A 13,107-nucleotide genomic window follows, 5' to 3' on the forward strand; every position below is an offset into this window, starting at 1 on the left:
GAATAGCTTTGCCAGCCTGTCGCACGGTTAGCCGCCATTATTGCCATTCGGACATCCAAGATTACCGGATGCAGCATCCCAAGCAAAAAAATCCAACATAATTTGTTGCCCTTCGGAACCGATGTTTCATAGGGAAAACATCAAGTTATACTGAAAACTAATGGCTCCTATCACAAATCAAAATTTTTTTTATTTCTGAAAACGGCGCATACTGCACTGCATCAAACGGACATTTAACAGGAGCTTCTCATGAACTCGACTACTTTCAACACTCACACCACCGCCAACTACGCAGGCAATGTCGCCAACGCCGTACGTCAACTGTTCGCTGCGCTGTTTGCACGGAAGCCAGCCGCTGTTGCAGAAGCGACCACCGAGCGCGCCGATGAAACCATCTGGTGGCTGAGCAGCACCGCTAAAGACGTGGAAGCCCACTCCCCTAACCTGGCTGCGGAACTGCGCTACATCGCAGCCCGTTTCGGTTAATAGCAGTTCACTCAACTCACCCACTTACTGGAGAACCACCATGCTGACCATCATCGAAAACCTGCCTGCCGCCATCGCCGTATCCGGTATCGTTCTGCGCCTGTACCTGGGCTCGAAGCCAACCAAAGACGTAGAATAAGCCGTGCGCGCCACAGCAAAAAGCCCCGGCCGCTAACGCGGTGCCGGGGCTTTTTAGTTTGTAGCGGTTTAAATAAGTTACTTCAGCAGATTCAATTTGGAGTTGCGCATCCCGTACAGGAAATACGTCACGACCGCGGCCGACATCCAGATGATAAAGATCGTGTAAGTCGTCAACGACAGGCCGAACATCAGATACAGGCAGGCGCTGATACTCAGGCCCGGCACCACATACGGACCGAACGGCACACGGAAGCCCTTCACGCCCTTACCGTTTTCCTTCTTGCGCATCACCGGCACCGCCAGCGACACCACGATAAACGCCGTCAGCGTGCCCATGCTGACCATGTCCCACAGGAAGGTCGCATCCACGAAACCGGCCACCAGACCTACGACGATGCAGACGATCAACGTGTTCTGCACCGGCGACGCCGTCTTCGCGCTCACCTTCTGGAACGACTTCGAGATCAGCCCGTCCTTGGAGATCGCGTACAGAATCCGCGTCTGGCCGTAAATCGTCACCAGGGTCACGCTAAACACGGAGATCACCGCGCCCGCCGCCAGCACCAGCGCCGGCCAGGTCTTGCCGGTGACGTTTTGCAGGATCACAGCCAGCCCGGCTTCCTGGCCGGCGAATTTCGACGCCGGCTGCGCCCCCATCGCCGCCACCGCCACCAGCATATAAAACACCGTCACGATCGCCAGCGCCGACAGGATGCCGATCGGTACGTTGCGTTTGGGATTGCGTACCTCTTCGCCGGCCGTGGCGACCGTGTCGAGGCCGATGAACGAGAAGAACACCGTCGCCGCCGCCGCCGTCACCCCGGCCATGCCGGTATAGTGCACGCCGTTGTCGGGACTGAAGAACGGATGGAAGTTATTGATGTCAAACCCGGAAAACGCGATCACGATGAAGAAGATCAGGATCGCCAGCTTGATCAGCACCATGATGGCGTTGGTGGTGGCCGATTCCTTGGTGCCGCGTATCAGCAGCAGGCCGCACAAGATCACCAACAGGATAGGCGGCAGGTTGATATGCCCCGCGCGCCACTCGATACCGTGCGCGGTGGAGACGATCATGGGCGAGCGCAGCATGTCCGGGATGTGCCAGCCGAAGGCGTTGGTGAGGAAATTGTTCAGGTAGTCGGACCAGCCGATGGCGGTCGCGCTCGCCGCCAGCCCGTATTCGAGCAACAGGCAGGCGGCCATGATGAAGGCGGCGAATTCGCCGACGGTCGCATACGCGAACGAGTACGACGAGCCCGAGGCCGGAATCCGGAACGACAGTTCGGCATAGCACAGCGCCGTCAGGCCGGCGGTGATGGCGGCGATCAGGAAGGACAGGACGACGGAGGGGCCTGCCTTGGGCACGGCTTCCATCATTGTGAAGAAAATACCGGTGCCGATGGTGGCGCCGACACCGATCATCGTCAGCGGGAACAGGCCGATCGAACGGTGCAGGCCATTGCTGGTTGGGGCGTGCTCAGCTGGTAAGTGTGCAACTGTAGTATCGACCGGCTTGGTACGGGTCAGTTTCTGGACCAGCGATTGGTTCACAGGCTATCCTTGTGGGAGATGTGTGGGCGAAAATGGGGGCAAAAAAACTAAGCGATTATAGGGCTTTCCAGCCTCATCGCCACAAAGTAATTTGTGCCACAAATACAACTTTATTCGCACTCGCCACCAAGGCTTGGTTACAGTTGCTTACTTTTGATACAGGCCGACGTATAGATTGGGAACAAGACGCACGCTAATCTTAGTCAACATTACAGTCTGACAAGAAGGAGCATTCATGCCGGTTCAAAAAATCCCTACAGTCTCGCGCCGTTTTCATCCGATGGTCGGCGCGGCGGTCGCCGTGCTCGGCGTCGCCGCGACGATCCTTGCGGTGCTCATCGCCCGTAATTAAAGCCTGAACCGAATATACACGTAGGGCGGATTAGGCGGAACGCCGTAATCCGCCATGGTTGAGCCGTCGGCGACGCCACCATGGCGGATTACGCTTCGCTAATCCGCCCTACGTCTTATGTAGGTGTATTTGAGGCCCTGGCCGTCAGGCGATTTCGTTGATATTGCCGCCGATTTTGCCGGGGTCCGAAGCGCCCTCTGACGGATGCGAGATGCTGTAGACCAGCTGCTCCTGCTGCGACACCGTGCCGTCTTCATTGGTGTCGGCCGCCTCGTAGGTCTTGGTCGCGCTGCTTGCGGCGCCGGCCCCACCTGCTCCGCCACCGCCACCCGCGCCTTGCGGCTTGCCGCCTCCCTGCGCGGCGGGCGCGCCGCCTTCGGTGGGCTTGGGCGGCGCAAAGTCGCCGCTTTTGATCGCCGTCTCCAGATCCGATTTCGTGATCGAACCGGTCTTCTGCTGATCGATCGCGTCGAACTGCTTGGCCGCGTCGTCGGCCGAAACGCCTTTCGACGCCAAGCCGGAAACGAATTCCTCCTTCTTTACCTTGCCATCCTTGTCGGCGTCCATCTCGCCGAACACCTTGTTGGCGATACGTGCCGCGCCCTTGGCAGGGTCGAATGCCGGCGCGCTGGCGCTTCCCGAAATACCGCTGATTGCTGTCGTCATAGTGCTTACTCCATAGTTAAGGACAATGCTGTACCTGTTAACGTACTTAATCGTCCAACTATGAGTGCGCGGAATGTAAAGGGAGGTAAAGCGGTGTTAAGACGGAAGGGTCAGTCGATCCGCACCACCATCAGACCGGCGCGCAGGCCGACCCGCACGTCCGGATTGGGGAACACGACTAGCTCCTCCGGATGCTGGACGGTGTAGACGGTGTCGCCGTCGCGGGCGATCTCCTCGCCCTGCTTCAGCGCCGTAAAGTTATGCGTGTCCTTCCCGAACGCCATCTGGAACTTGTCGCTCAACTTGATGATCTGGCGCGCCGTGTTGAATACGTGCGGCGCCTGCTTCGCTTCGCGCTTGGGCGCGCCGCGCAGCAGATCGTCCAGCGCCAGCGAGGCGTCGGCGAATTGCGCCAGGTCGTTCTGGCCCAGGGCGCCGATGCGCCCCAGCTCCACGGTGGTGCCGGCGGCGCCATGATGCTCCGCCGAGTAGTAACTGTACGTGCCGACCGAAGCCGGATTCATGATCACCGCGCCGATGCCGGCAAGCCCCAGCCACTCGATCAGCGCGCGCCGCGTATGCTCGGCGATGATCTCCGGGACGATGGCGAAGGTCGGATACACCGACGGCCGGATGGCCGTGTGCAGATCCAGATGCCAGCGCACCGGTCCCGCGTCGCTGAAGAAGGCCGTGGTGGCGGCGATCATCACGTCGGCGCGCGCGGCTTCGGCGGTGCCGGCCAGGGTGCCGCGTTCGGCGCGGAACATGCGGTTCAAGTCCGCATCGATGAAGCGCTTGCCGGCGCGGATGGCGCCGATGTTACCGACGCAGAGCATCAGATTGACGGCCAGCGCCTGCGGTTGCCGCGACAAGGCGTCGAGCAGGTAGGCCACCATCTCGATCGGCCCCGTCTCGTCGCCATGCACGCCAACGGAGATCAGCATCGCGGGACGGTCGCCCCCCCCCTTGATGGTCAGGATGCCGTCGGCCGGCTGCGTAACAGCGAAACCGGCCGCCGAAAAGCGCTGTGCGACGGCGCTGAAATCCGCTTCGGCGAGCGCACGCACCGCCTCCGGTAACGCTGTCGGCAAGGTGTCGATACGCTCGCTCATGCGCTTACACCGCCAAGGTGGTGTTGCCGGAGTTGGTCGCCTCGGACAGCGCCCACACATCCAGCATCGCCTGTTCCAGATCGGTCGCCACCGCATAGCCGGTCAGGCCCAGCGTGTTGGCGACCAGTTCGACCGCCTCCACGCCTGAATGGCTGCCGGTGGCGTGCAGCAGCACCTGCGACAGCAGGCGTTGCTGCGTGCGGCGCAACGCGTTCTGCGCGTAGCTGCGCAGCTGTTCCTGCGAACGGCTGGAGGCCGGCAGCTTCAGGCCGCGTTCCAAGGTGTCGATGCCGACTTGCGCGCGCAGCGCCAGGCCGACTTGCAGGAAAGCCGGCAAATCCATGCCCAGCGGACGGGTGACCGACAGCGCCGCGAACACAAACGCCGCCACCGATTCGATCGCGTCGACAGCCTTCCAGGCGGCGACGAATTCCGGACGCAGGCCGGCGGTCAGTTCGGCGTCGGACTGGCCGTCGTCGGAACTCAGGTGGGCCAAGGTCTCGGGCTTGGCGAACAGGCGGGTCAACTCGGCCACGCCGTCCTTCAACTGGTCGGCGGGCACGGTCAGCGCGCCTTCGATAACGGCTTTTTGCAGCACGCGGGTGCGGCCATCGACCTTGATCGAGACGGCGCGCGGCACTTTCAATGCGTCGGCGTCCAGGGTCGAGAAGATCGGCGCCAGGTTCAGCGCCGACCATGCCTGGCCCCATGCCAGGATCACGTCCGCTTCATCGACGCCATGTTCGCCGGCCAGTTGGCGCAGCATCAGCGGGCCGCAACGGTTGACCGATTCATTGGCCAGCACGGTCGCCAGGATGGCGTTGGCCAGCGGGTGCGCCAGCGCCGGACGGGTCGCCACCAGCAGGTCCGGGAAGTACGGTTTGAGCACCGACTCGGCCCAGCTGTTTTCCGTCAGCGGCAGCGCCGACAGAATGCGTTTGTAGCGGTTCTTGACGTTGGCGATGACGACCGCCAGTTCCGGCGTCGTCAAGCCACGGCCATCGGATTTGCGGCGCGCCAGTTCGGCCACCGTCGGCAGCTGCTCCAGATCGCGCGACAGCGCGCCCTCTTCTTCCAGGAAGGCGATCAGCGATGCGTAACCGTCTTGCACGGCGGCGTCGGTCTGCGCCTGCGCTTCACGCACCAGCAACTGGGTTTGCAGCGTGTTGTCGCGCAGGACCAGGCGCTCGATGTCGGCGGTCATCTCGTTCAGGGTGCGGTTGCGGTCAGCCTCGGTCAGCAGGCCGGCGTTCATTTCGACGTCCAGCCACATCTTGGCGTTCACTTCATGGTCGGAGCAATCCACGCCGGCCGAGTTGTCGATCGCATCGGTGAAGATGCGGCCGCCGGCCAGCGCGAATTCGATACGGCCCGCTTGCGTGGCCCCCAGGTTGCCGCCCTCGGCGACGACCTTGCAGCGCAGCTGGTTACCGTCGACGCGGATGTTGTCGTTGGCGCGGTCCTTGACCTGCGCGTGGGACTCGGTCGACGCCTTGATGTAGGTGCCGATACCGCCGTTGTAGAACAGATCGACCGGAGCCTTCAGGATGCGGTGCATCAGTTCTTCCGGCGGCAGCGAGGTTTCCTCGATGTCCAGCGCGGCGCGGATCTGCGGCGACAGTTCGATCGTGCGCGAGGTGCGTGGATAGACGCCGCCGCCGGCCGAGATCAATTCCTTGTTGTAATCGTCCCACGAGGAGCGCGGCAGCGCGAACATGCGCTCACGTTCGACGAAGGATTTTTCCATGTCCGGCGTCGGGTCGAGGAAGATATGGCGGTGGTCGAACGCGGCGATGATCTGCAGTTTGCGCGACAGCAGCGCGCCGTTGCCGAACACGTCGCCCGACATGTCGCCCACGCCGACCATCGTCACCGGGGTGGCGTGGATGTCGTGGTCCATTTCGTAGAAGTGGCGTTTGACGGCTTCGAACGCGCCCTTGGCAGTGATGCCCATCTTTTTGTGGTCGTAGCCGTTCGAGCCGCCCGACGCGAAGGCGTCGCCCAGCCAGAAGCCGCGTTGCACAGCGATGCCGTTGGCGATGTCGGAGAAGGTCGCCGTGCCTTTATCCGCAGCCACCACCAGGTAAGGATCGTCGCTGTCGTAGCAGACGGTATCCGCTGGCGGGACGATTTTACCCAGCACACGGTTGTCGGTCATTTCCAGCAGGCTGGCGATGAACAGGCGGTAGACTGCTTCGCCTTCGGCCGCGATGGTTTCGCGCACGGCGTCCTTCGGCATCTGCTTGCATACGAAGCCGCCCTTGGCGCCGGCCGGCACGATGACGGCGTTCTTCACCATCTGCGCCTTCACCAGGCCCAGGACTTCGGTGCGGTAATCTTCCATGCGGTCCGACCAGCGCAAGCCGCCACGGGCGACCGGGCCGCCGCGCAGGTGCACGCCTTCGAAGCGGCGCGAGAACACGAAGATCTCGCGGAACGGGCGTGGTTCCGGCACCAGCGACAGGTTGCTGGTGTCGAACTTGAAGATGATCTTGTCGCCCTTCTGATTGTTCTGGAAGTAGTTGGTGCGCAGCGTCGCGGTCATCAGATCGGTCAGGGCGCCCAGCACTTCTTCGCTGTCGGCGTGGTTGATCGACGGCAGGCGGCCTTTGATGGCGGCCAGCGATTCCAGCGCGGCGTCGCGGGTGGCTTGATCGAGCGCTGGATTGAAGCGCTGCAGGAAGGCGTCCACCAGCTGCTTGACGATGGCCGGCTGCTTGCGCAGCGTCTCGGCGATGTAGCGCACCGAGAACTGGGTGCCGGTCTGGCGCCAGTAGCTCATGTAGGCGCGCACCAGTTGCACCTGGCGCAGGCTCAAACCGCCTTCGATGACCAGGCCATTCAGGCGGCCGTCTTCGGCTTCGTTGTTGAACAGGGACGCGAACAGCTCCTGCGCTACCGGAATCACTTCCGGCTTGGCCAGGCTGGCGGCGCTGGCTTCATCAACCGACAGGCTGGTGACGAAGTGGCGCTTGCCGTCCATGCGGATCGAGTGCGCCTGTTCGCGGTCGATGGCCACGCCGGCGTTGTGCAGCGCCGGCAGGATGGTCGACAGCGACGGCACGCGGTCCACCGAGTACAGCCGGATGGTGGTGGCGTCGGCCGCCGCGTCCACGCGCACGTCGACGCGCGACGGATCGGTGTTTTGCAAAATGGTTTGCAGGTCGTAGAAGGCGGCGACCGGCGGGGTCGAACCGACATAGTCGGTCGGCAGGGTCGCGCACATCTTGCGCAGGTGAGCGCGCATCGGCACGTTCGAGACGGCGTCCGCCAGCTTCGAGAAGCTGTCATGCCAGCCGTCCAGCACCGCCGTCAGCGGCTGCTGGATGTCGGTCTCCAGATCCAGCGGATAGCGCGCGCCGTGGGCGATCAGGTACACGCGGGCCAGCGGGCCGTCGGCCACCAAGGTCTGCGAGCTGACGTGATGGGCACCGGAGCTGGCTTGCAGCGCCTTGGCCAAGGCGGAAGCGACGCTTGCGCTGTAACGCTCGCGCGGCAGGTACACCAGCACGTTCAGGTGGCGCGCATAGACGTCGCGGCGCGCGAACACTTTGGTGCGCGGTTGCTTGTACAGCGAGACGACGGCGCCGCAGACTTCTGCCAGCCATTCCGGCTCCGCTTCCAGCGCTTCGGTGCGCGGCAGCGATTCGAGTATCTCGATGAATTTCTCGGCGCGGAAGCCTTCCTGGCGCACGCCGGCGATGCTCAACACCTTGGCAATGCGGCCGCGCGCGAACGGCAGGCGGTTCAGCGGCGTGGCGGTGGCCGCGCGGGTGAACAGGCCGACAAAGCAGTATTCGCCGAGGATAGCGCCTTGCGGATCGGTGTGGCGGATGCCAATGAAATCCAGCGCCTGGTCGCGGTGCAAAGTGCCTTCGACGTCGGCCTTGACGATCGACAGCGTGTGCGCGCGCTTCGACAGCGTGTCGAAGTCGCCCGGGATGTTCGCAAGGCAGGTGCCATAGACCGGATGCGTGGTGTCCTGCAGCACGCCGATGCGGCTCGGGATGTCGCGTTCCAGCTCGCGCACGCCCGGCTTGACTTGATAGTAGGCGTAGCCGAACGGCTCGAAGCCTTCGGTGCGCGCCCATTCCAGGAAGGCGGCGACTTCCTGGCCCTCTTCGCCATTGGCGGATGCTTCCTTGGCGATGCGGCTGAAGTGTTCCTGCATCGCGGCCTTGTCGCGGCGGACCACGGCGGCGTCGCGCGAGACCATCTCGACGCGGTCGACCAGCACGCCCAGTTCCGCTTCCGACAGGTCGTCGGCCAGCAGGCACAGCACGTAGGATTCGAGTTTATCGCCACTCTGGCCGACGGCGGTGACCACGCCTTCCGCGTTGCGGGCGACCGGCAGCACCGAGTTCAATACGCCGTTGGCGACGATGCGCAGCTTGCGCATGGCCATGACGATCGAGTCGACCAGGTACGGCATGTCGTCGTTGAGGATCAACAGCGCGGTGGCCATGCCGCCACGTCCATCGTCATAGCGCAGCTTGGCGATTTGCGCGCCGTTGCCGGTGCGCTTGGAGGCTTGCGTGAAACCGTCCCACAAAACCGGCGCCAGACTACCGGGCACGGTGCCGGTCAGGTCTTCGTCGTCCAGTGATCCGAGCCAGGCGCTGATCAACGCCGGAACCTGGCTTGTTTCGCTGGCAGGCTTGCTGGCGTTGATCAAATCCAGCGTCTGGGCGCGCAGGTCTTGTGGCATTTGTTTCATCTTTGCTTCTCCAATACGTTATGAGTATTTTATGTTGCAGGACGCCGCGCCGGCTTGTGGCTACGCGGCGAAGGGTCGGGAATCCGGACACTATTAAACCAGATGGGGACGAAATAGTGCATTACAAATCGAATCAATGGAGCACGATTATTCGAGCATCTCAATTTTAAAAATCGTAGAGGTTCGGCATTCCAAGAATCCGGCTTAAATCCTCCAGCGCGGTGTGCACTTCGATCGCCAATGAAGGATCGGCGAGGTCGGACGGATCGAGCCGGTCGCGGTAATGCTTCTCCACCCACGCCACCAGCGTGTGATACAGCGCCTCGGTCATCACGACGCCTTGATGCATGGCCGCCGCCTCGGCGTCCGTCAGCGCCACGCGCAGGCGCAGGCACGCCGGTCCGCCACCGTTGCGCATCGACTGGCGCAGATCGAAATGAATCAACTCGTCGACCGCGTTGCCGCTGGCGACCAGCCCTTGCAGATAGGCGGCGACGGCGGCGTTCTCCTCGCACTCCTGCGGGATCACCAGCGCCATCTTGCCGTTGTCCTTGGAAAGCAGCTGGCTGTTAAACAGATAGCTGGCCACCGCATCGGCCACCGACACCGCCCCGGTATCGACGCGAATCGCGTTCAACTCCGCGCCGACGCCGTCCATCGCGCGGCGCAGCGTATCAAGGCTGCCCGCTTCGTCGGCGAAGGCCTGGTCGTGATAGAACAGCACATTGCCGTTACCGACGGCGATGACGTCGTTGTGGAACACGCCCTGGTCGATCACGTCCGGGTTCTGCTGGATGTAGACGGTGCGATCGGCCGACAGGCCGTGCAAACGCGCGACGGCCTGCGAAGCTTCCAGCGTCTGGCGCGCCGGGTACTTCTTCGGCGCCGACGCCGACGCGTCGAACTCGGTACGGCCATACACAAACATCTCGACCGCCGCGCTGCCATGGTCCTTGCACAGGCGCGTGTGGTTGGCCGCGCCTTCGTCGCCGAAAGCCGGCGTGCCAGGCAGCGCATCGTGCACCGCGAAGTGATTGATGTCGTGGAAGATCGCGCGCAGGCTGCGCGCCGACTGCTCATGCTCGAAGGCGCGATGCAGCTTGTTGTTCAAATTGGCGGCCGTGAAATGCGTGCGGCCGTCGGCGCTATCGGCGGACGGGCTGACCGTCGCCGCGTTGGCGGTCCACATCGGCGAGGCCGAATACGCGCACGCAAGGATCACCGGTGCTTCCCTGGCCGCTTTCGCCAGCACGTCGGCATCGCTGCCGGTGAAGCCGATGCTGCGCAGCAGCCGGAAGTTGGGCCGGTCCTGCGGCGGCAGCAAGGCCTGGCCGAGGCCACGAGCGGCCAGCGCCCGCATCTTGGCCAGACCCTGCAACGCCGCCAGCTTCGGGTTCGACGCGCTCTTGACGTTGCTGAACGACGCCACGTTGCCGAACGACAGACCGGCGTAGTTGTGCGATGGACCTACCAGGCCGTCGAAGTTGAATTCGCGTGCGCGCATGTCCGATCCTTAGAAGTGCATGCCCGGCGACAGTTTCGCAGGCATTTCGAGTACATTGTTTTCGATCGACGCCACCGGATAGGCGCAGTAATCCGCCGCGTAGTAGGCGCTCGGACGATGGTTGCCCGACTGGCCCACGCCGCCGAACGGCGCGGTGCTGGCGGCGCCGGTGGTCGGACGGTTCCAGTTGACGATGCCGGCGCGTGCGCGCACCTGGAAAATCTTCCAAAGGTTCTCGTCGTTGGAGATCAGCGCTGACGCCAGGCCGAACGCGGTGGCGTTGGCGGCGTTGATGGCGCTGTCGAAATCGGCCACGCGGATCACCTGCAGCAAAGGACCGAACCACTCTTCATCCGGAATGTCCCGGGCGTCGGTGACATCGACGATACCGGCCGAGACGAAGCCGCTGGCGGCGTCCAGATGGCGCATCTCCAGCAGCAGCTTGCCGCCCTTGGACACCATGTCCTCCTGCGCCTGCACCAGGCGTTTGGCCACCACCGACGAGACGACAGGCCCCATGAACGGCGCCGGTTCGGCGTTCGAGGCGCCGATGGTCAGGCGGCTCGCGACATCGACCAGACGCGCAACGATCGCGTCACCCGCAGCGCCGGTCGGCAGGATCAAACGGCGCGCGCAGGTGCAGCGCTGCCCGGCCGAAATAAAGGCCGAGGAAATCGCCATGAAGACGGCGGCGTCGATGTCTATGTTGTTACCCTGGTCCCAGATCACCAGCGGATTGTTACCGCCCATTTCCAGCGCCAGCATCTTGCCCGGCTGGCCGCCGAACTGCTTATGCAGCGCGGAGCCGGTCTGGCAGCTGCCGGTGAACAGCACGCCGTCGAGCAGCGGGTTCTGACCCAGCGCGATGCCGGTATCGCGGCCGCCGTTGACCAGGTTGATCACGCCTTTCGGCACGCCGGCTTGCTCCCACAGCTGCACGGTCTTGATGGCGGTGCGCGGCGCGTATTCGCTCGGCTTGAACACCACCGTATTACCGGCGATCAGCGCCGGCACGATATGCCCGTTCGGCAGGTGGCCGGGGAAGTTATACGGACCGAAAACGCCGAACACGCCGTGCGGACGGTGGCGCAGCACCGCCTCGCCGTCGGCGACCTTGTTGTGCGACTCGCCGGTGCGCGCGGCGTGCGCCTGCACCGAGATATCGATCTTGTTGGCCATCGTCGCCACTTCGGTGCGGGCTTCCCACAGCGGCTTGCCGACTTCCTCGGAGATCAGCAGCGCCAGCGCCTCGGCGTCCTGTTTGAGCAGGTCGCGGAAGCGGGTGCAGACGGCGATGCGCTCGTCCAGCGGCGTCAGGGCCCAGGCTTCGAAGGCCTCGCGCGCGGCGGCACAGGCGTGCGCCACGTCTTGCGGCATCGATTCATTGCTGGCCCATGTCTGCTGGCCGTTCGATGGATCGATGGTCGAAATTTCCGGGCCGCTGCCCGGCAGCCATTCGCCGTTGATGAAGTTACTGAGTGCGGTGTTCGATGCGTTGGGCGATGCGTTAAACATGGGGATTCTTCCTCAAATTGAGAGTCAGGGTGCGGACGGTGTCGCCGGCCTTGCAGCACAGGGCGTCCTGCTCCGCGGCGGGCAGTTCCAGGGCGCCGTTCACCGGCACCGACTGCGACAGGATCATGCGGAAATCGCTCAGCGTGGTGTTCGACACCAGCATCGGCTCGTCCACGGGCGCTTCCGGAGCGCAGGCAGAGGCCAGATCGGAGACCTTGCCGATTTCGGCCAGCGTGCTGTCGCGCATGGCGCGCAGTTCCGACACGCGCGCCTGCAGCACCGGACCGGCGTCGAAAATGTCGACATAACCTTCGAAGTACAGGCCTTCCTGCTCCAGCAGGCGGCGCGCCGGCGCGGTCGAAGTGTGGACCTTGCCGATCACCTGCTGCGCGTCCTCGGGCAGATAGGCCACGTACAGCGGCTGGCGCGGCATCAACTCGGCGATGAAGGATTTTTTACCGACGGCGGTCAGATCGTCGACGTGGTCGAAATCCATCTTGAAGAAGTGGCGGCCCAACCCTTCATAGAACGGCGAGCGGCCGCCCTCCTCCTGGTAGCCGCGCATTTCGGCGATCAGCTTTTCGGTGAACAGATGCGGGAACTGCGCGATGAACAGGAAACGGCTCTTCGACAGCAGCTTGCCGTTGTTGCCGGTGCGGTAGTCCGGATGCAGGAACAGCGAACACAGTTCGGTGCTGCCGGTCAGGTCGTTCGACAGGTACAGCGTTTCCATGCGGGTGAACACATCGAGCTCGCGGCTCGAATGCACCAGCGTGCCGATGCGGTAGTTATAAAACGGCTCGTTCAGCCCGACCGCACCCTTGATCGCGCACACGCCGGCCAGGCGGCCCGTGTCGGTGTCCTCCATCACGAACATGTAGTCGCGCTTTTCGGGCGGGATGGTTTCGGCGAACGAGGCGACGGCGATCGCCAGGCGGTCGCCCATCATCTTCATGTCCGGCTTGAGGGTGGTCATGCCGCTGCCGACCTGCGTGGCCATCACGTACAGGGCGTCGAGGTCGTCGGCTTTGATTGCGCGTACTACTAGCATAGGTTGTCC

Annotated in this window: 8 protein-coding genes; 1 reads left to right on the forward strand and 7 read right to left on the reverse strand. The window is 63.3% G+C overall.

The genetic code is table 11. The features are described from left to right. Window positions 1-249 precede the first annotated feature (249 nt). Complete coding sequence (locus NHH73_29475; GenBank protein USX26632.1) at window positions 250-486, forward strand: hypothetical protein; 237 nt, start codon at window positions 250-252, stop codon at window positions 484-486. Window positions 487-702: 216 nt separating this feature from the next. Here NHH73_29475 and NHH73_29480 read toward each other — a convergent pair whose 3' ends face one another. The 7 genes from NHH73_29480 to astA all read right to left on the reverse strand — a co-directional run bounded on the left by NHH73_29480 (window position 703) and on the right by astA (window position 13,098). Then, complete coding sequence (locus NHH73_29480; protein ID USX26633.1) at window positions 703-2,181, reverse strand: amino acid permease; 1,479 nt, start codon at window positions 2,179-2,181, stop codon at window positions 703-705. A 496-nt stretch (window positions 2,182-2,677) separates the two neighbouring features. Continuing rightward, window positions 2,678-3,199 (reverse strand): EF-hand domain-containing protein, encoded by a 522-nt coding sequence (locus tag NHH73_29485; GenBank protein USX26634.1) that lies wholly within the window; start codon window positions 3,197-3,199, stop codon window positions 2,678-2,680. 110 nt (window positions 3,200-3,309) lie between these two features. Continuing rightward, the gene (locus NHH73_29490; protein USX26635.1) at window positions 3,310-4,311 is read right to left on the reverse strand and encodes a succinylglutamate desuccinylase; all 1,002 of its coding nucleotides are present in this window, start codon (window positions 4,309-4,311) and stop codon (window positions 3,310-3,312) included. A gap of 4 nt (window positions 4,312-4,315) precedes the next feature. Then, on the reverse strand, window positions 4,316-9,028 hold the full coding sequence (locus NHH73_29495; protein USX26636.1) for an NAD-glutamate dehydrogenase: 4,713 nt from the start codon (window positions 9,026-9,028) through the stop codon (window positions 4,316-4,318). A 166-nt stretch (window positions 9,029-9,194) separates the two neighbouring features. Continuing rightward, window positions 9,195-10,532, reverse strand: a complete 1,338-nt coding sequence (gene astB / locus NHH73_29500) for an N-succinylarginine dihydrolase (protein USX26637.1) — start codon at window positions 10,530-10,532, stop codon at window positions 9,195-9,197. A 9-nt stretch (window positions 10,533-10,541) separates the two neighbouring features. Then, window positions 10,542-12,047: a succinylglutamate-semialdehyde dehydrogenase gene (gene astD, locus NHH73_29505; GenBank protein USX26638.1), complete on the reverse strand. Its 1,506-nt coding sequence runs from the start codon at window positions 12,045-12,047 to the stop codon at window positions 10,542-10,544. Continuing rightward, on the reverse strand, window positions 12,040-13,098 hold the full coding sequence (gene astA / locus NHH73_29510) for an arginine N-succinyltransferase (GenBank protein ID USX26639.1): 1,059 nt from the start codon (window positions 13,096-13,098) through the stop codon (window positions 12,040-12,042). The genes astD and astA overlap by 8 nt, the downstream gene beginning before the upstream one ends. Window positions 13,099-13,107 lie beyond the last annotated feature (9 nt).

Source organism: Oxalobacteraceae bacterium OTU3CINTB1, from assembly GCA_024123955.1.
In the GTDB taxonomy this organism is placed as follows: domain Bacteria; phylum Pseudomonadota; class Gammaproteobacteria; order Burkholderiales; family Burkholderiaceae_D; genus Rugamonas.

Coding starts and splice junctions, on each gene's coding strand:
- NHH73_29495 (USX26636.1), bottom strand. CDS start 9,028: ATGAAACAAATGCCACAAGACCTGCGCGCCCAGACGCTGGATTTGATC.
- astD (USX26638.1), bottom strand. CDS start 12,047: ATGTTTAACGCATCGCCCAACGCATCGAACACCGCACTCAGTAACTTC.
- astB (USX26637.1), bottom strand. CDS start 10,532: ATGCGCGCACGCGAATTCAACTTCGACGGCCTGGTAGGTCCATCGCAC.
- NHH73_29475 (USX26632.1), top strand. CDS start 250: ATGAACTCGACTACTTTCAACACTCACACCACCGCCAACTACGCAGGC.
- NHH73_29490 (USX26635.1), bottom strand. CDS start 4,311: ATGAGCGAGCGTATCGACACCTTGCCGACAGCGTTACCGGAGGCGGTG.
- astA (USX26639.1), bottom strand. CDS start 13,098: ATGCTAGTAGTACGCGCAATCAAAGCCGACGACCTCGACGCCCTGTAC.
- NHH73_29485 (USX26634.1), bottom strand. CDS start 3,199: ATGACGACAGCAATCAGCGGTATTTCGGGAAGCGCCAGCGCGCCGGCA.